The organism is Paenibacillus sacheonensis (assembly GCF_009909195.1).
GTDB classification, from domain to species: Bacteria; Bacillota; Bacilli; order Paenibacillales; family Paenibacillaceae; genus Paenibacillus_Z; species Paenibacillus_Z sacheonensis.
In genome coordinates this window covers 184,294-203,232 of record NZ_JAAAMU010000004.1, presented here as the reverse complement: position 1 = coordinate 203,232, position 18,939 = coordinate 184,294, and the positions used below count along the sequence as shown (strand labels likewise).

Below are 18,939 nucleotides of genomic sequence, written 5' to 3'. Positions count from 1 at the left end.
TCATTCGGGCTTGTATTTGGCAATCAACGCTTGCTGCACTTCAGGGGGAACCAAGTCCTGCACGTTTCCATGAAACATGGCAATTTCCTTGACGATGCTGGAGCTTAAGTAGGAATACTTCGGATTCGTCATCATGAAAATCGTCTCGATGTCCTCGTCCAGCTGATGATTGGTCGAAGCCATCTGCAGCTCGTATTCGAAATCGGTAACCGAACGGATGCCGCGAACGATGACATGCGCTTCCTTCGCCCTTATGAAGTTGACCAGCAGATCGCGGAAGCTGTCGATCGACACGTTAGGCAGATCCTGCGTCACCTCGGCAAGCAGCTGTTTGCGTTCATCGACGCTGAACAGCGGCTTCTTGCTGGTATTGTTCAGTACCGCCACGATCAGATGGTCGAATTGCTTCGCCGCGCGGCGAATAATATCCAAATGTCCGCAGGTAACGGGATCGAAGCTGCCGGGATAGACCGCGACGCGTTTTCCTGTACCTGCCGTTGATATCGATGCTGACATAGTTAATCCTCCGATGCTTCTTCCTCTTGCTCCGCTACGAAGCGGTAGACGGTAACCGCGGTATCGCCGTACTCCGAACGTTTGATCTGCCTATACTGCGCGAACGCTTGCGGGTAGCGATGGTACGCATCATGCTCGACGACGATCGTCGCGTCTTCTTCGAGCAAACCGCGTTCCAATAGCTCAGCCATCAATTCATCCATGTCCGTCATGCGATAAGGCGGATCCAGAAACACCAGCGCGAACTTGAGATCGCGTTTCGCCAGCGCTTTGACTGCCCTGACCGCTTCCGTTCGATAAATTTCGGCAGCGCCCGCCATTCCGGCAGCCTGAACGTTCTGCTTGATGACCTCGATGCTGGCGCCTTCCAGATCGATGAACACCGCTTTGTCCATCCCCCTGCTCAGCGCCTCGATGCCGAGTCCGCCCGTTCCGGCGAACAGATCGAGCACCAGCCCGCCCTCGAAATAAGGACCGATCATGCTGAATATCGCTTCTTTCACTTTATCGGTCGTCGGACGGGTGTTTTTGCCCGGCACCGCTTTTAATGAACGGCCTTTGGCCGTGCCTGCAATGACTCTCAATGCCTCTCTGCTGCCCCTTTCGCTTCGACCATGTAGCACATGGTCAATATCGTAACACAATTCGCCCGTCAAATTAAAGATGCGGTTGCTTCGCCGTGCCCGATGGAGCCGCTGCACGGCCGGAAACGAACGGTTCCGAACAGCGCAAAAAAAGCGCTCCGCCGCCAGGACGGAACGCCTTTCTTCTATTAATTACGCATAATGGCAGGCTGCCCAGTGATTCGGCTCCACTTCGCGGAAAGCCGGCACTTCCGCCGCGCACTTCTCTGTCGCGAACGGACAGCGCGTGCGGAACGGACAACCGCTTGGCGGATTGATCGGACTCGGCAGATCGCCGGACAAAACGATCTTTTCTTTCGGGTCGACCACGTCGAGATCCGGAACCGGAATCGCCGACATTAACGCCTTCGTATATGGATGCTTCGGATTGGAATAGAGCTCTTCGCTTTCGGCAAGCTCCACCATTTTCCCCAAGTACATCACGGCAACGCGGTCCGAGATATGCTTGACCATCGCCAGGTCATGCGCGATGAACAAGTACGTCAGGCCAAAATCACGCTGCAAATCCTGCAGCAGGTTAACGACCTGCGCTTGGATCGATACGTCAAGCGCTGAGATCGGCTCATCGCAAACGATGAATTTCGGGTTGACCGCGAGCGCGCGCGCGATCCCGATCCGCTGCCGCTGACCGCCGGAAAATTCATGCGGATAGCGGGAAGCATGTTCCGAACGCAAGCCTACGCGGTCAAGCAGACGCTCAACCTGCAGTCTGCGATCCTTGCTTCCGCTCGCCAAACCATGAATATCGAGCGGCTCGGCAATCAGATTCTCGACCGTCCAGCGCGGATTCAGCGAGGCATACGGATCCTGGAAGACCATTTGCATCTCGCGGCGCAGCGCCTTCAGTTTCGAGCCCTTCGCCTTCATGATGTTCGTGCCTTGGAAATTCACGGCTCCCGCGGTCGGCTCGTACAAACGGAGAATCGTGCGTCCCGCCGTCGACTTCCCGCAGCCCGACTCGCCTACCATGCCGAGCGTCTCGCCTTGGCGAATGCCGAAGCTGAGGTCATTGACGGCTTTCAGCGTTTGATTGCCGCCGACTTGGAAATATTTCTTGAGGTGATCGACTTCGATCAACACGTCGTTGTTTTTGCTAATCATGCGCTAGCGCCCTCCTTCTTGCAGGCCGGGTCGTGCAGCCAGCATCTGGCTGCTTGCGTCTCGCTGATCGTGTAATCCACCGGATCGTTGTCCACGCAGATACGCATCGCTTCGTCGCAGCGCGCGCAGAAGGCGCAGCCCCTCGGCGGAGCCGACATATCCGGCGGCGTGCCGACGATCGGGACGAGCGGCTCGCTCTTGCTGTGATCCAGCCGCGGCAGGGAACGCAGCAAGCCGCGGGTATACGGATGCTGCGGGTTTTTGAAAATTTCGCGTTTCGTGCCCGTTTCCACTACTTTACCCGCATACATAACGACGACGCGATCGCACATCTCGGCAACGATGCCGAGGTCATGCGTGATCAGAATAATGGACGTGCCCGTCTTCTCCTGCAGTTCTTTCATCAGCTGCATGATTTGCGCTTGAATCGTCACGTCGAGCGCCGTCGTCGGCTCATCGGCGATAAGCAGCGCCGGATTGCATGCCAGCGCGATCGCGATCATGACCCGTTGGCGCATGCCGCCGGAGAATTGATGCGGATATTGCTTGACGCGGTCCTTCGCGTTCGGGATGCCGACCAGCGTCAGCAGCTCCGCCGCGCGGTCCGTCGCTTTCGATTTCGTCAGGTTCTGATGCTTGATCAGCACTTCGGAAATTTGGCGGCCGACCGTCAGCGTCGGGTTAAGCGACGTCATCGGATCTTGGAAAATCATGCCGATCTCATGACCGCGGATGGCTTCCATTTCCTTCTCGGACTTCGAAAGCAAATCCTGGCCCATGAATTCGATGGAGCCCTGCTTATATTCGCCCGGAGGGGTCGGAATCAAGCGAAGAATCGACTGCGCGGTAACGCTCTTGCCGCTGCCGGACTCGCCGACGATCGCCACGGATTCGCCGCGCTTCACTTCAAGGTTAACGCCGCGAACCGCCTGTACTTCTCCACCGCGCACATGAAACGAGATATGCAAATCGTTGATGCGTAAAATCGGATCGTTCATAGAGCTCACTCCCAGCGCTGTTATTTTTTCATTTTCGGATCGAATGCGTCCTGCAGACCGTCACCGAAAATATTAAAGGCAAGCATCGTGATACTGAGCAGCGAGGCCGGAATAAACATCATCCACGGATAAATCGTCCACGAAGACAACGCTTCGCCGATCAACGTACCGAGAGAAGCTGCCGGCGATTGTACGCCAAGGCCCAAGAAGCTTAGGAACGCTTCGGCGAAGATCGCCGACGGCACAGACAAGGTAACCGTAACGATAATCGGACCGAGCGTGTTCGGAATGAGATGCTTGAACAAAATACGGGAGTTGCTTGCGCCCATGGATTGGGCGGCCAGCACGTACTCCTGGTTTTTCAATTGAAGGATCTGTCCGCGGACGATCCACGACATCGTGATCCATCCTGTAATCGACAACGCGATAATGATCGTCGTCAGCGAGGACCCCATGACAACGCTCAGGAGGATAACGACAAGCAGATGCGGAATCGCGTACAGCATTTCGGCGATTTTGTTCATGGCGCCACCCAGGCGTTTGCCCGCGTAGCCCATGATGCCGCCGTAGATAATGCCGATGATCAAATCGAACAATGCGGCAGCGATGCCGACGGTCAAGGAAATGCGGACGCCAAGCCATGTTCGCGTGAACAAATCACGGCCCAAGTTGTCCGTTCCGAACCAGTGTTTAGACGATGGAGCCGCGTACGTATTGTCCAAATTATTGGTGTACGACGTGTAAGGCGACAAGATCGGACAAACGATGGAAAGCACGGCGATGACAATCAAAATATACAAACCGGTCATGGCCCAGCGGTTGCTGCGAAGCCGTGCCCAAGTAATTTGCCAAGTTGATCGGCTCTCGGTTGCGATAACCTCGGCCTCTTGATGTTTGTGTTCCAAGCGTTCAAATGGAGACGGAGCAGTTTGACTCATGATTTAACTACACCTCCGCTCAATTTGATACGCGGATCAACGAAGATGTACAGAACATCCGTAACGAAGCGCGCTGCCATCAAAATGACGGCGTAGAATATCGTAATGCCCATGATAAGCGTGTAATCCCGGTTCGTAACGCTCTCGACGAAATAGGCACCCAATCCCGGAAGGCCGAAAATTTGTTCCACGACGACTGAGCCCGTAATGATGTTGGCCGTCATCGGTCCCAAATAGGTAACGACCGGTAAAATGCCGTTACGCAGGCCGTGCTGCCACAGAATCGCCCTTGGCGTCAATCCTTTGGCTTTGGCGGTACGAATATAATCGGAAGTCAGTACTTCAAGCATGGTGGAACGCGTAAGACGTGCGATAAATGCAATGGGAAGCGTAGACAGCGCGATCGTAGGGAGCACGTAGTCCATCGGGCTTTCCAGACCGGCAACGTGAAAAATAGGAAATTTAACGGCCAAAAAATATTGGATCATCGATCCAATAACGAAGTTCGGTACCGATATGCCGATTACCGCCAGGAACATGGCACCGTTATCGATAAATTTGCGATGCCGCAGCGCCGCCATCATCCCCAGGTAAATCCCGATTATGACGGACACAACGATGGCCATCGCCCCTACCTTCGCGGAGGTGCCGAAAGATTGCGCGATAATGCTCGATACGCTCCGATCCGAGCTTTTCATCGAAATGCCCAAGTCGAATTGGAACAGCTTCTTCATGTAATTCAAATATTGTTCGCCCAGCGGTTTATCAAAACCGTAATGCGCCATAATTTGAGCTTTAATTTCCGGTGGAATAGCCTTCTCTTGGGTGAAAGGGTCCCCAGGGACTGCTTTCATTAAGAAGAAGGTTGCGGTGGCTAGAATTAGAAGGGAAAACACGATGTTGATAAGTTTACCACCCAAGTACCGAACCATCTAAGCACTCTCCAATCATAGAGAAGGGATATATATGGGTGTGCCACATATATCCCGATGTCCCCTGTATTCTTACTGCGTATTATTTTTCAATCGTGATGTGCGTGTAATCGATGTTGCCGCTGTAATCAACGACGTAGTTTTTCACATACGGCTTGATCAATTGCGTGGACGAGTAGTAGTAAATCGGCATCAGCGCCGTATTGTCGCCGATCAGGATTTTCTCGGCTTTCGCCATTGCGTCTACGCGTTTTTGTTGATCGTTCGTGCTGTATGCTTCTTTAACGAGTGCATCGTAATCCGCGTTTTTGAAGCCGATGTCGTTGTTGCCGCCTTTGGACGTGAACATGTCGATGAACGTCATCGGATCATTGTAGTCGGCGCCCCAGCCAGCGCGGGCAACGTCATAGTTCAGGCTTTGACGGTTCTTCAGGAAGACTTTCCATTCCTGAAGCTCAAGCTTCGCGTCGATGCCGAGGTTTTCTTTCCACATGTTCGCGATTGCTTCCGCAACCGTTTTATGCAGACCTTCGTTGAACGAGAGCGAGAATGCAGGCATTTTCGTCATGCCTTCTTCGGCCAGGCCTTCGGCAAGCAATTTCTTCGCTTCCGTAACGTCCTCTTTGAAGTAATCGTCCTTCACTTCATCGCGGAACTCGCCGTTCACGCCGTGAATACCGGTCGATACGAATCCGTACGCAGGAACTTGTCCGGCTTTCGTAACTTTGTCTACGATATCTTGACGGTTGATCGCCATCGAAAGCGCACGGCGTACTTTCGCGTTGTCGAACGGTTTCTTCGTGTTGTTGAAGTTGTAGTAGTACGTGCTTGCGATCCCTTTAATGGAAAGCTCAGGGCTCTTATCGGCTTTGTATTTGTCCAATTGCGCCGGCGGGATGCTGCCCGTAGGAGCGCCTGCCCAGTCGAGTTGGCCGGTTTTGTACATGTTGAACTCGGTGTTCGGATCTTTGATCATCAGGAATTTAACATCGGTCAATTTGATCGCGTCTTTATCCCAATAGTTTTCGTTCGGAACAAGCTCGATGGAATCGCCGTGTTTCCACGATTTCATCTTGAAAGGACCGTTACCGACGTAGTCCTTCGCTTCTGCGAATTGCGTATCCTTCAGAACCGGGTAAGCCGTGAAGAACGCCGCGATGTTCAGGAAGTAAGGCGTCGGGTTCTCAAGTTGAACTTCCAACGTTTTGTCATCGAGCGCTTTTACGCCGACTTGGCTAGGATCCGAGATATGATCAGGGTTATCCTGCTCGATGTTATAGTTTTGAGCATTTTTGATGTAATAGAGCTGGTAAGCGTAAGGCGCCGGAGGATTCAGTTTCGGATCCAGCGTGCGTTTCCAGGAGTACTCGAAATCTCCTGCTTTAACCGGTTGGCCATTCGACCATTTGGCATTGTCGCGCAGATGGAACGTATACGTCTTGCCATCTTCGGAAATGTCCCATTTCTCTGCAACGCCCGGAACGATGTTACCTTTGTCGTCCATGCGAGTCAGACCTTCGAACAGGCCGTTAAGCACCGTAAAGGATACTTGGTCTTGCGCCTGCGCAACGTCCAGACTAGGCGGTTCGGATGTAAGGTTCATCCGGAACGTTTGATCATCGCCCGATCCGCTCTTTCCGCAGGCAGATAATACCCCCGTAAGGACCAACATGAGTGAAGCCATTAACAACATTTTCTTTTTCATTCTTCAGAGCCCGCCTCCTTGTTGCAAATGTGTAAATTTTTAAACCTGTAGCCAATCATACAACGACTTTTACAATTTGTAAAACATAATTTGCACACTTGTAAAGATTTTCTATCCCTATATGTCATGTTACCTCACATTTATGTAACTAAGGAGCTTCTGCGCTTGTTTGCCTTCATAATTACCTTATTCAGTATAACCATGAAACAAAAAAGCACCGCCGTCCAATTTATGGACAGCGGTGCTTTGTGAGCTACTATGAATCGTCTCTTTATTGAGCCGTCGGCGCGTTATTCACTGCGCCCGTATTCGTCGGAGCAGGCGTGCCTGCCGCGGCATCATCCGCGAGCGAGTTCGTGATTTTCGCTTTGCTCTTCAGGTCTTCCAACCATGCGGTCGACAGATCCGAAACCTTAGATTGTATGAGCTGGTCCTTGATTTCGTCTTTCTTCTCGGCCAGCGTCGCTTGCTTAGCATCATGGTGGTCGGTCAATTTGATAATATGGTAGCCGAACGAGGATTTGACCGGCGCCGTCGTCGTTTCGCCGACTTTAAGGGCCAATGTCGCTTTCTCGAACTCAGGATCCATGGCGCCTTTGCCAAAGAAGCCAAGATCGCCGCCTTTGTCCTTGCTGCCCGGATCCGTGGATTTCTCCTTCGCCAACGTCGCGAAGTCCGCTCCGCCCTTGAGCTGCTTCAGAATCGCGTCCGCTTCTTCTTTGGTTGCGACGAGAATATGCGAAGCCTTCCATTGCTCTGGCGTATCGTATTGCGCTTTGTTCGTATTGTAATAATCTTCGACGTCCTTGTCCGTGACTTTCGCCTGCGGCTCAAGGATTTTGCGGATTTGCAGCTGCATCGGCGTTTGTGCTTTCAGATCGTCGAGCGTCATGCCGCTTTGCGTCAGCGCATTGTCGAAATCGGCTTCCGTCGGGAACTGCTTCTTGATTCTTGCGATTTCGCTGTCGACATCCGCATCGGTGACAACGATCTTAGCTTTATCGGCTTCTTGCTTAATGAGTTCTTCTTGAATCAGGTTGTCCATCGTTTGGGCGCCGCCCAGCTTGACCATTTGGTCATACAGCTTTTCTTTGGTGATGGAAACGCCGTTGACGGAACCGATTGCCGTCTTGTCCGAACCGCCGCCGAACGGAGGCTTGATCAATACAACGATCAGAATAAGCGCCAAACCAAGCGAAATGTACATCCACGCTTTACCGCCACTGCGGGCTGGTTGGGCAGCCATTGGACCGACACCTGCCGCTGCATGCGCTGCTTGGTCCCGTTCGCGCTCTTCTTCCTCTTCTTCAATGACTTGCTCGGAAGCACCCGCATCAGCGAAATCATGATCGGCGTCTTCGCGTTCTTGCTCAAGCGTCCGGTTCGTTTCTTCTGTATCGGCACCCGCTTGATCGTCTTGCTCGAGCGAATGCTCGTTGTTAGGCTTCAAATCTTTCTCTTTCTCGTTCAACTTGAAATCTCCCTTCCGGCTTTGGCAGTCATCATTACTCTTCTGTGTCACTATATCAGATCTAGTTTCTCCAAACCTTAAGAAAAGATAAAAGATGAAAATAAAAAATTGTCGTTACAACAACCAAGCATGGACGGGAAGCAGCAAAATCGGCGTGAACACGGCGCTTGCCGCCATGGAAAAGCCGCTTAGACCGCCCTGTTCTTCCGAATCCGACATTAACCGCGCCGAACCTATGCCGTGCGCCGCCGCACCGATCGCAATCGAAGAAGCGGCGATGTCCGACACGCCGCACATACGCAGCAGCCATGGACCCGTTACGCTTCCGAACAGGCCGGTCAAGACGGTCAGCGCCGCCGTTAAGCCGGGAGAACCGCCGAGCCAGCCCGATAGGTCGACGGCTACGGCAGCGGTTACCGATTTCGGCAAGGCCGATCGAAGAAATTCGCTCGTGCCTCCAAATAACAGCACGCATGACGCGTTCACGATCAGCCCCGCAGCACTGCCGACGAGCGCGCCGAGCAGCAAGGAGGGAAGCATCCGCCTAAGACGCATGGCATGCTTGTATAACGGGACAGCCATCGCAACCGTTGCCGGACCTAGGAAGAAAGAGACCATGCCCCCGCCGATCTGATATGTCTCCCACGAGATCGAGCTTAAGCGGAGGCACAGATAGACGAGCAGCGGCGCGCTGATGAGCGGATGCAGCCAAGCGAATTTACGGTAGAGCAGCATGCCTGCCGCGTAAGCCGCCAGCGTCAGCGTCGTCCCGAGAAGCGGATCTGCAAGCAGACTATCCTTCATCGGCCGTTCTCTCCTTCCGCTTGCGGAGCAGCCAGCGGGTCGCGAGTCCCGACGTCAGCATGATCACAGCTGTGCCCAAGGTGAGACTGACCGCCGCGGCAAGCCATGAATCGCCAAGCGCGGGCAGGAACCCGGCAGCTCCCGCCAGCAGCGGAACGAAGAACAGCATCATATGCTTGGTCAGGAATGCGGCGCTTGCCTCTACCCACTCCAGCTTGACGATACCCAGAAACAAAGCAGCCGTCAGGAGCAGCAGTCCCAATACATGCGAAGGAAGCGGCACGCCGGCAAGGCTGTGGAGCAAGAAGCCCGCGCCGTCAAACCCCATGATGATGCAAAACCCGCGCATCCCCTTAATTCACCTGATTGACGGTGCCGCCTTGCAAGAAAGCACGCAGGTTACCGGCGGCAATGCCCAACAGCCGTCTTCTCGCTTCGACAGTTGCCCAGCCGATATGCGGCGTAATCCAACAGTTCGCCGCCGACAGCAGCGGATTATCCGCAGAAGGCGGCTCGGTGCCCAGCACGTCCAAACCGGCGGCGGCGATCGTCCCTGCCTGCAGCGCTTCGGCCAGATCCTGTTCGACGACGTGGCCGCCGCGGGCAGTGTTGATCAACATCGCGCCCCTCTTCATCTTCGCAAGCGTATGCGCGTTAATGAGGCCTTGCGTATCCGGCGTCAACGGACAATGCAGCGACACGGCATCCGCTTCCCGGAATAACGCCTCCAACGAGACGAACCGCACCGCTTCCAGTCCCGGAATCGACTTCACCGTTCTCGTATGGACGATAACCCGCATGCCAAAGGCCAACGCGATGCGAGCAACTTGCTGACCGATGCTGCCGAATCCTACGAGTCCAAGCGTCTGGCCGGATAGCTCATGCAGCGGATTAAGCGAGAACGAAAAATCCGGCCCTGCCGCCCAGCGGCCGCCGCGGGCAGCTTCGCTATGCGCGCTCACCTGCGAAGCTTGGGCCAGCAGAAACGCGAATACGAGCTGCGCAACGGAGCCGTTGCTGTAATCGGGCACGTTCGTCACGATGATGCCCCGCTTCGCCGCGGCTTCGATGTCGACGATATTGTAGCCGGTCGCCAGGACACCGACATACAGAAGCTCCGGCAGCTCCGCGATCGTCGCTGCCGTGAGCGGCGTCTTGTTCGTCAGCACGATCTCGGCGCCGCGCGCTCGGCCGATGATCTCCTCTTGCGGAGTCCGATCGTATACGGTCAGTTCCCCAAGCTTTCCGATTTCGTCCCAGCTCATGTCCCCGGGATTCAACGTGTACCCATCCAAAACTACGATTTTCATGCTGTGATCCTGCTCCTCTCGCTTCCAGGTATGGATTGCCAATAAGTCGATCATACACCAAGGCCGCGATGCTCGTAACAAACAATTCGGAAGAAATTTGCTCTGGAGGTATAGAACGCCGCAATGTGGGCATTCTTAAGATATCGGCGTCGCGAGATGCCGTAGACAACCGCGGAGAAGACTTACGTTTCCCCATAAGTTCTTCGTCCGGTTTCTCCTCTCCCATGAAAGGGGCCTACAGAAATGTAGGCCCCGGATTTTTTTCCGGCATAAACCAGCTGCTTCAAGGAAGTTCGAGCGGAGCTGCCCGCTGCCCTATAGGTGCCTGAATTCTAATCCCCTGTCCTTGCTTTCCTAGCAAGAATGGGGGATTTTTTACGCCGATCAAGAAGATTACATCATAGATAACGGGGTAATAAAGGTGGACTAACCACGATGTATAACCATCCAGGAGGTACGCCATGAATATATTGCCTAACGTTATTCGAGTGTTATCCATTCTTGCGGCACTCGGCTTTCTGCTGCTGCTGCCGGTTGCCTTCGCCTTTAACGATACGGGCGAGCCGAAAGCGACGATTCTTGCAATCTACGGCGGCTATGCGCTGATCGGTATCAGCGTCTTCGTTGCGAATGAGTTCATGATCCGGAAACAAGCGTTTCAACATCGATCCTTCCGAATCGGCTACCGCCTCTTCTGGGCTTGCGCCGCGTTGGCGGCGGCAGGCGCATGGGCGGTTTATTATTCATGAGGATACTCGGCACGCGATCCATAGATCTGCGTCGCGCCGAAGCATACAGCAAGCCCGGGCCATACGGTCCGGGCTTCTTTATTTGTCAGGCATAGCCCCTGTCCGTTCGGCTAAGCCTAAACGTAGGCCTGAGCTCCAATTGGGCCGGAAGCTGAAACGGAGGATGAACACATGCAGCATAAGTGGTCCTTGCTCGCGGCAGGAACGTTAATAACGACGATGCTTGCGGGCTGTGCGGAAAACGCCGGCGAACGGTACCATTCCGAATCGATTCGCAGCAATAATGACAATGATGTTTCCATGTACAAGAACGGAAACGCCGCATTGATGAATGCTTTGCACGATCGCGGTCCCGTGAACGGGCCCGGCATCCGGCAGCCGAACGCTTACGGAATGAACAAAAACATCGCCGATCGTATCGCGAGCATCGAAGGCATGGGGAACGCATATGTCTTGACGGTCGGCGACAAAGCTTATGTGGCGATTACGCATGAATCCGCGGACGCCGGCCGTTCGGATAACATAATTACGGCGCCGAATTCCCGCCAGCCTCAGCCTAACCGCTCGACCTCGGGCTCCGGCAATCCGTCCCATCGGTCCGCCGGCTCGGCAGATGCCCATCTTGCGAAGACGAAGAACACTTATGGTCTGGACGGGAATCTCGGAACAAGCGGCAACTACGGCATGACCGGCATGTATGGAACCAGTGGTCCTAGCATGTACGGCACCAAAGCGTCGAAGGGCATGAACGGCATTCGTTCGAACGACGCCGTCCGCAGAATCGACAGCTTGGCATTGGACCACCCATACGGCATGACGCGGTCATCCAAGAATATCGGCAAGGCGCTGACGCAATTCTCGAGTCAAATGTTCTCTCCCTCGGATAGGAACGGCGCACCTTCCGTTCGCCCGCTGGCAGTCGCGCGCCCGATGAAGGCCGATTTGAAAAACCGGATTGAACACGAAGTCAAGTCGATGGCGGCAGGCGTCAAAACCGTCTATATTTCGGATGATCCCGCCTTCGCGGACCGCATGAAGGTGTATGCCGGCTATATGAAAATCGATCCGCGTCTTCATGCCGAATTTAAACGCACCGATTAATTCCATTTTCCTCAATAGGGCCTTGTTAGAATCATCCTTGCACGACCAATAGAGCCGGGCGATTGCGCCAGGCTCTATTGGTGCGCTGCTGTAATCATTCATCGAAATATGCGACCCGCTTATCGGTTCATGTCCGTAAGTCCCGGACTATGCTCATTCGGCATATCCGGAAGCTGCGGCACCGGGAATCCAACCGGGGGCGGCGTGACGGTAAGCTCGCCTCCGTTGCGGCTGGGCGACTTCCCTTGGTAGATCTCGCCGATCCGAGTCTGGTCCAATCTGAAGTTGAATTGCATGTTATGGTAGCCCATGTCCACGAATTTCCGGCATTCCGGATACTTGTTGATATCGTAGTTCGGTACGGGAAACAGCTTTCCCCATTCGACGCCGAGCGTCTCCAGCGCTTTCGCAAATGCATTCTGATGCGCGTTGTCGCGGACGATGAGAAAACCGAGCGTTTCGCGAAGGGCCTTGTTGGAGCTCATCTCATAAATTCTCGTCTTCTGCAAGACGCCGGTTGATTCCAGAACGACGTTGTTGAGCAGGTCCGCAATCAGGTTGCCGTGACTGTACACCCAGGATCCGTTCCAGGGATTGCCGCCGGCATCGACGGGCAGGGAACTTTTCGCACCCATAATGAAATGATGCGGATTCCCGTGCTTGATCGCCTCGTCCAACGGCGCGCCGTCGGCGCCCGAATTGCCCGGCATCGAACCTCCTGCTTCGTTAAGCAGCTGGTTGATGGTGTTCTGGACGAGCTCCACATGCGCGATTTCTTCGAGAAAGACGCCGCGCAGCAAATCCCGGTACTGTTTGGCTTTCCCCCTGAAGTTGGCGCTTTGGAACGAGTACTGCATCATCGTCCGCATCTCGCCGAACTGCCCGCCAAGTGCCTCCTGCAGCACCCTTGCCGCGCCGGGATCCGGTCGATCGACTTCGATTTTATTAATCAATTCTTCCTTGTAGTAGTACAAGCGGATTCCTCCTCCTAGGCTGGTTAACCTCTTTATCTTTCCTGCTCCACAAGCCGCTATTCGAAGCAATATTAGGCAGTCCGGATACGGTTTCTGCCAATCGTCGTCATGGATAAACGTCTCTCCGGCGAGAAACATTAACGTCATTCTGCAGGAGTGGACGAGAACCAACCAAAGCTTATGAAGGGGCGCTTCCAGTATGAGTCCGAAGACAGACAGACTATCGATCGCCGCTCTCGGCGGCGTGCATGAAATCGGCAAAAATATGTACATCGTTCAATATAACGAAGACATTATCGTTATCGATTGCGGCTCCAAATTCCCGGATGAGAGCCTGCCCGGAATTGACGTCATCATCCCGGACATCGCGTACTTGCTCGAGAATCAAAAGCAGGTCAAAGGGCTGATCGTCACGCACGGCCATGAAGACCACATCGGGGCTATCCCCTATGTCATCAAACAATTGAACATGCCGGTATACGCGACGCGTCTCACGCTCGGGCTGATCAGAGCGAAACTCAAGGAGCACGGGCTCCTTGGCAGCACCAAATTGCATGAGATCGATTCCAATACGACGCTTGCGCTCGGCGCCATGTCGGTGCGTTTCTTCAGCACGAACCATAGCATTCCCGATTGTCTCGGCGTCGTGTTCCATACACCGCAGGGCGTTGTGGTGCATACGGGCGATTTCAAGTTCGACTTGACGCCGGTGAATGCCCAGTACGCCGATATTCATAAAATGGCCGAAATCGGGCAAAACGGCGTGTTGGCGCTGCTCTCGGAGAGCACCAACGCGGAACGTCCCGGCTTTACGCCTTCGGAAAGAAGCGTCGGGGAGCATATTCTCGAAGCCTTCCAGAAGGCCGACAAGAAAATTTTCCTTGCGACGTTCGCGTCCAACGTGCATCGCGTCCAACAGGTGATCGACGCAGCGGAGAAGACTGACCGGAAGCTCGTTCTCCTTGGGCGAAGCATGGTCAACGTAGTCGACATCGCCTCCTCGCTCGGATACTTGCGGCTTCCAGAGGGGATGCTGGTGGAGCCTTCGGATTGCAACCGGTATTCCCCAAATGAGCTGGTTATCCTCTGTACGGGAAGTCAAGGCGAACCGATGGCCGCGCTTGCCAGACTGGCCAGCGGCAATCACCGTCAAATCCGTGTCGATCCCGGCGATACGGTCATCCTGGCGGCGTCCCCGATTCCCGGGAATGAACGCAACGTCGGGCAGATCGTGAATAATTTGTTCGAGCGGCGGGCGAAGGTCGTTTATGGATCCGGAAACGTGACGGGCATGCATGTCTCCGGACACGCCAGCCAGGAAGAGCTGAAGCTTATGCTGGCATTGATGAAGCCCAAATACTTCATTCCGATACACGGGGAATACCGGATGCTCCATCAGCACCGTCTGCTGGCGGAAGCGGTAGGCGTAGAATCCGACAACATCTTCATCGTTAACAATGGGGACGTCGTGGATATTACGGGATCCGCAGCACGCCAGGATCGCAAAATCCCAAGCGGAAATACCCTTGTCGACGGCCTCGGCATCGGAGATGTCGGGCAAATCGTCTTGCGCGACCGAAAAGTGCTGTCCGAGGACGGGATCGTCATCCTCGTCGTCTCGATCGCCAAGTCCGACGCGAAAATCGTATCCGGGCCGGACGTCATCTCGCGCGGTTTCGTCTACGTGAGGGAATCCGAAGGCCTCATGGAAGAAGTGCAGCGCATAGCGGTATCGACGATTACGAAGCTGCAGGAAGCGAATAGCAATCAATGGGGCGAATATAAACAAGCCCTTCGGGATGCGCTCGGCAAGTTTCTGTTTACCCATACGAAGAGAAGGCCCATGATTATTCCGATCATCATTCAAGTTTGATTCGAATGCTTGGGCAGCAAGGATACATGAAAGGAGACCTTCATACACGGTGAAAGCGAAGAAGAAGTTGGATTTGGCAGCGTTATCCTCCATTCCGCTCATCATGACGCTCGCGAATTCCATGCTCATCCCGATTCTCCCCCTGATGCAGCGGGAGCTGAAGATATCCGAGATGCAAACCAGCTTAATCATTACGGTGTATGCCGCCGTCTCGATCGTATGCATCCCCGTTGCCGGCTATCTATCGGATCGATTCGGCCGCAAGCGAGTTATCGTCATCGGTCTCTCCATCGTTGCGGTAGGCGGTGTCGTATCGGGATTGGCCGCCTGGCTAATGAATGCCCATGGCTATGGCGTCATCTTGCTTGGCCGTTTCATTCAAGGAGTCGGGGCGGCCGGCGCGTTCCCGGTCGTGCTCCCCCTAGTCGGGGACATGTTCGACAGCAAAGAAGAAGTCAGCAGCGGCCTAGGCATGATCGAGACCTCCAACACGTTCGGCAAGGTGTTAAGCCCGGTATTGGGCTCCGCGCTCGCTTTGGTCGTGTGGTTTCTGCCGCTCGCCGTCATTCCGGTCATTTCGGCTATATCCATCGTTGCGGTGCTGTGCTTCGTGAAGGTCCCCCCCGCTTCCGGCTCGGGCGGTGCCGAAGAAACGAAAGGCTTTCGTGCATTCGTCCACGAGGTAGCATCCTTATTGTCGGAGAAAGGACGCTGGCTGTACGCCATCTTCGCGATCGGCTGCCTGGCCATGTTTATCATGTTCGGGTTTCTGTATGACCTGTCGTCCGTGCTGGAGAACCGATACCGTATCCATGGCATCTATAAGGGGCTGCTGCTGGCGATCCCGCTAAGCGCCATTTGTCTATCTTCCTATATCGCGGGCAAAATCGTCGGCGAGAATAAACGAAGAATGAAAATGTTCAGCGTCGTCGGTTTGTTCCTGCTGACGGCCGCCATGCTGACTTGCGGGCTGGTCGATTCCGATAACCTTTGGTTCCTCATTAGCCTCATGTTCGCCAGCGGGGTCGGGATCGGGGCCGTACTCCCCAGCCTGGATGCCTTGATTACAGAAGGCATTGATAAGAAAGAGCGCGGCACGATTACCGCGTTATACAGCAGCGCCCGGTTTATCGGCGTTGCGCTCGGGCCGCTGATCGCTTCGGTCATGCTGAAGCAGGAAACCGGGTTGTTTTATCTATTCTCGGGGTGTGCGCTGCTTTGTTCCTTGCTGGCGCTCTTCGCGATCAAACCGAGCAAGGAACCCGCACAGGACGATCAAAAAAAGTCCGCTGCATGATCATGTTAACCGACGCACGCCGATCACCGCGCCTCCCGGTGATCGGCGTGTTGCTTTATTTCATAGGTTGTCCGGCAGTAACAGATAAACAACTTCTCTTCGGGATGTCATAAGCACCGTTGCGATTCCGGCTTCAAATCAGCTTCGCGCGGTACAGCACCGACAAGAGACGGTAAAAATCGTAGCTCCCGCCGTTCGGCGTATCAATGAGGTGTTTCTTAACGGCCGCGGCTACGGCCTCTTTCGCCCACTCGGGTATTTCCTTCATGTCGTGCAGCGTCTCCAGCTGCGCTGCCTCTACTTGCAGCGCCTGCATGGCAGCTTGCTGGCTGTCCAGCTCGGCCTTGAGCGTCTCGTTATCGGTCGAGAGCCTTGCTACCGCAGCTTGAAGGGCGGCAAAAGCCGACTTTTCCTCTGCTGTCATTGGTTCCTCCCTCTCTTCCCTTGTATCGTAACTTGACAGGTGATTCGAATTCATGATGGTTATGAGTTTGTTGGCATAGTCCGGATCTGTCGCGTAACCGCTTGCCTGCAGCATGCGTGCCTGTTCGATCGGCGACAGCGCGCTCCTGACCGCTAGGTAGCGGCTCCGCGCGTACAGTAAATCCTGGTCTTTATAGAATTCATACATGCTGTCGTAGGCTCGAAAAGCCGCAACGACACGAACGCGTTGCCCATTGATGACTTCCCAGGTCGCCTTGTTGACGACCGCCCCTTTCCAATAACCGTTCGGTATGCCTCCGCTCGCCTTATAGCCGCCCAAGTTATTCCACGCAGGAATAGTCCCTCCGGTCTCCAGCTAGCTCTGCGCCAGTCGAACGGATGGATAGATCGGGGAGCCTTCGGCATAGAGCCGCTGCGCCAGTTCGCCGAGCCGTGCGAAGAACGATTGTTTGTCCACCTCTTACACCCCCCGCTTCATCAATAGATAGAGAACAAGCCGGACTTGTCACATCTATATGCCGGAACCCCCGAGGGCGAAACCGCACATGCCCTGAACCCTTCAAGTCAGGACGAACGCCTATTCCAGATGCTGCATACCATGTAGCATCACATTGGAGCGTGTTCCGAAGGGGAGGATTTCGAGTGGAATTACAGTTGGTTCCGCTGCATTGGGTATACCTCGCTTTTATCGTGCTTATTCTTGGCGTGCTGATCAAAAGGCGGGATACGACGCTCGTCTGCGTCGTCGGTATCTTCGCCCTCGGCTTGATCGCGACCGACAGCTTAAGCGGCTCGGTCAGCGGCATATTCAACAGCTTTATCTATGCCACGCAGGAACTCATCGGCACGATCTTCATCATATCCATCATCGTGGCGATGAGCCGAATTCTGATTCGCACGGGCATTAACGAAATCATGGTCGAGCCGTTGACGCGGTTCATGCGGACGCCCGCTCTCGCATTCTGGGGGATAGGTCTCATCATGATGGTGACATCCTGGTTCTTCTGGCCGTCGCCCGGCGTCGCCCTCATCGGCGCCGTTCTGCTGCCCGTTGCGGTTCGAGTCGGCTTGCCCGCGTTGGGAGCGGCGATGGCGATGAACCTGTTCGGCCACGGCATTGCTTTGTCCGGCGATTATATTATTCAAGGCGCTCCCAAGTTGACTGCCGATGCAGCCGGACTGCCGGTAGCCAGCGTCATGGAAGCCAGCATCCCGCTCGTCATCGTCATGGGCCTCGTCACCACCGTTGCCGCTTTCTGGATGATGCGCAGCGATATCAAGAAAGGAACCTGGCGCGACGGCCTCGTTGCCGGACCTGCGCTTACCGCTCCTACGGAAGAGGATCGACTCCATCTCCCGCACCGCTGGAAGCAAACGCTCGCCGTGTTCATCCCGCTTCTCTTCATCGTCGATGTCATCGGCATGTTCGTGCTTGACTTGCAAGGCGGCGATGCCACGGCGCTCGTCGGCGGTACGGCCATCTTCATTCTCCTGCTCGTGACGATGCTCGCTCATCGCAGCAAAGGTCTGGAGCAGACGACGGAATACTTGATCGAAGGCTTTCAGTTCGGCTTCAAAGTGTTCGGCCCGGTCATACCGATCGCCGCCTTCTTCTACTTGGGCGATTCCGCTTTCACGACGTTATTCGGCAATACGCTTCCGGAAGGCTCGCAAGGGATCGTCAACGACCTCGGCGTTGCGCTCGCCAATCATGTCCCGCTTAACCAAGCGGTCGCCTCGGTCACCTTGACCGTAACGGGCGCGATCACCGGTCTCGACGGCTCCGGATTCTCGGGCATTTCGCTGGCCGGCTCCATCGCCCACCTCTTCGCCACCGCAATCGGCAGCGGCGCCGCGACGCTTACCGCTCTGGGTCAAGTCGCTGCGATCTGGGTCGGCGGCGGCACGTTGATTCCATGGGCGCTTATCCCGGCAGCAGCGATTTGCGGCGTCAGCCCTTTCGAGTTGGCGCGCCGCAACCTGAAGCCCGTCATGATCGGTCTGGCGGCCACGACGATTGTTGCCATGTTTCTCGTATAGCCGACTGGCACTATCGCTAGAGAAACTGTAAAACCCGGGAAG

The 18,939-nt window shown here is 54.9% G+C and carries 18 protein-coding genes; 5 read left to right on the top strand and 13 right to left on the bottom strand.

Annotated elements, in window-relative coordinates; all coding sequences use genetic code 11:
- The 11 genes from coaD to GT003_RS08935 form a co-directional block, all read right to left on the bottom strand.
- Positions 1-516 carry a pantetheine-phosphate adenylyltransferase gene (coaD, locus tag GT003_RS08985; protein WP_161696652.1) on the bottom strand — a complete coding sequence of 172 codons (516 nt, stop codon included), beginning with the start codon at positions 514-516 and terminating at the stop codon, positions 1-3.
- Between the two features lie 2 nt (positions 517-518).
- Positions 519-1,100, bottom strand: a complete 582-nt coding sequence (gene rsmD, locus GT003_RS08980) for a 16S rRNA (guanine(966)-N(2))-methyltransferase RsmD (RefSeq protein ID WP_161696650.1) — start codon at positions 1,098-1,100, stop codon at positions 519-521.
- Positions 1,101-1,292: 192 nt separating this feature from the next.
- Complete coding sequence (locus GT003_RS08975) at positions 1,293-2,261, bottom strand: ABC transporter ATP-binding protein (protein WP_161696648.1); 969 nt, start codon at positions 2,259-2,261, stop codon at positions 1,293-1,295.
- A complete protein-coding gene (locus GT003_RS08970) occupies positions 2,258-3,259 on the bottom strand; it encodes an ABC transporter ATP-binding protein (protein ID WP_161696646.1) in 1,002 nt (333 codons plus the stop codon). The genes GT003_RS08975 and GT003_RS08970 overlap by 4 nt, the downstream gene beginning before the upstream one ends.
- A gap of 20 nt (positions 3,260-3,279) precedes the next feature.
- Positions 3,280-4,197, bottom strand: a complete 918-nt coding sequence (locus GT003_RS08965) for an ABC transporter permease (RefSeq protein ID WP_161696644.1) — start codon at positions 4,195-4,197, stop codon at positions 3,280-3,282.
- Positions 4,194-5,129 (bottom strand): ABC transporter permease, encoded by a 936-nt coding sequence (locus GT003_RS08960; protein WP_161696642.1) that lies wholly within the window; start codon positions 5,127-5,129, stop codon positions 4,194-4,196. Before GT003_RS08960 ends, GT003_RS08965 begins: the two co-directional genes overlap by 4 nt.
- A gap of 82 nt (positions 5,130-5,211) precedes the next feature.
- On the bottom strand, positions 5,212-6,834 hold the full coding sequence (locus GT003_RS08955; protein WP_161696640.1) for a peptide ABC transporter substrate-binding protein: 1,623 nt from the start codon (positions 6,832-6,834) through the stop codon (positions 5,212-5,214).
- 271 nt (positions 6,835-7,105) lie between these two features.
- Positions 7,106-8,305: a peptidylprolyl isomerase gene (locus tag GT003_RS08950; protein WP_170312171.1), complete on the bottom strand. Its 1,200-nt coding sequence runs from the start codon at positions 8,303-8,305 to the stop codon at positions 7,106-7,108.
- Between the two features lie 114 nt (positions 8,306-8,419).
- Complete coding sequence (locus GT003_RS08945; RefSeq protein WP_161696638.1) at positions 8,420-9,109, bottom strand: LrgB family protein; 690 nt, start codon at positions 9,107-9,109, stop codon at positions 8,420-8,422.
- The gene (locus GT003_RS08940) at positions 9,099-9,458 is read right to left on the bottom strand and encodes a CidA/LrgA family protein (RefSeq protein WP_161696636.1); all 360 of its coding nucleotides are present in this window, start codon (positions 9,456-9,458) and stop codon (positions 9,099-9,101) included. Before GT003_RS08940 ends, GT003_RS08945 begins: the two co-directional genes overlap by 11 nt.
- A 4-nt stretch (positions 9,459-9,462) precedes the next feature.
- The gene (locus GT003_RS08935) at positions 9,463-10,419 is read right to left on the bottom strand and encodes a D-2-hydroxyacid dehydrogenase (RefSeq protein ID WP_161696634.1); all 957 of its coding nucleotides are present in this window, start codon (positions 10,417-10,419) and stop codon (positions 9,463-9,465) included.
- Positions 10,420-10,880: 461 nt separating this feature from the next.
- Here GT003_RS08935 and GT003_RS08930 point away from each other — a divergent pair, with 461 nt between their 5' ends.
- Both GT003_RS08930 and GT003_RS08925 read left to right on the top strand, forming a co-directional pair.
- Positions 10,881-11,168, top strand: coding sequence for a hypothetical protein (locus GT003_RS08930; RefSeq protein ID WP_161696632.1), 288 nt, complete (start codon positions 10,881-10,883; stop codon positions 11,166-11,168).
- Between the two features lie 171 nt (positions 11,169-11,339).
- Positions 11,340-12,269: a hypothetical protein gene (locus tag GT003_RS08925; protein ID WP_161696630.1), complete on the top strand. Its 930-nt coding sequence runs from the start codon at positions 11,340-11,342 to the stop codon at positions 12,267-12,269.
- A gap of 119 nt (positions 12,270-12,388) precedes the next feature.
- Here the strand turns inward: GT003_RS08925 and GT003_RS08920 are convergent, their stop codons facing one another.
- Positions 12,389-13,243: a manganese catalase family protein gene (locus GT003_RS08920; protein ID WP_161696628.1), complete on the bottom strand. Its 855-nt coding sequence runs from the start codon at positions 13,241-13,243 to the stop codon at positions 12,389-12,391.
- A gap of 199 nt (positions 13,244-13,442) precedes the next feature.
- Between GT003_RS08920 and GT003_RS08915 the strand changes: the two genes are divergently transcribed.
- Positions 13,443-15,116: a ribonuclease J gene (locus GT003_RS08915; protein WP_161696626.1), complete on the top strand. Its 1,674-nt coding sequence runs from the start codon at positions 13,443-13,445 to the stop codon at positions 15,114-15,116.
- A gap of 49 nt (positions 15,117-15,165) precedes the next feature.
- Complete coding sequence (locus GT003_RS08910) at positions 15,166-16,413, top strand: MFS transporter (RefSeq protein WP_161696624.1); 1,248 nt, start codon at positions 15,166-15,168, stop codon at positions 16,411-16,413.
- A gap of 133 nt (positions 16,414-16,546) precedes the next feature.
- Here GT003_RS08910 and GT003_RS08905 read toward each other — a convergent pair whose 3' ends face one another.
- Positions 16,547-17,176 carry a glucosaminidase domain-containing protein gene (locus GT003_RS08905; RefSeq protein WP_239565735.1) on the bottom strand — a complete coding sequence of 210 codons (630 nt, stop codon included), beginning with the start codon at positions 17,174-17,176 and terminating at the stop codon, positions 16,547-16,549.
- A 323-nt stretch (positions 17,177-17,499) separates the two neighbouring features.
- Here GT003_RS08905 and GT003_RS08900 point away from each other — a divergent pair, with 323 nt between their 5' ends.
- Positions 17,500-18,897 (top strand): hypothetical protein, encoded by a 1,398-nt coding sequence (locus GT003_RS08900; protein WP_161696622.1) that lies wholly within the window; start codon positions 17,500-17,502, stop codon positions 18,895-18,897.
- The last annotated feature ends 42 nt before the right edge of the window (positions 18,898-18,939 follow it).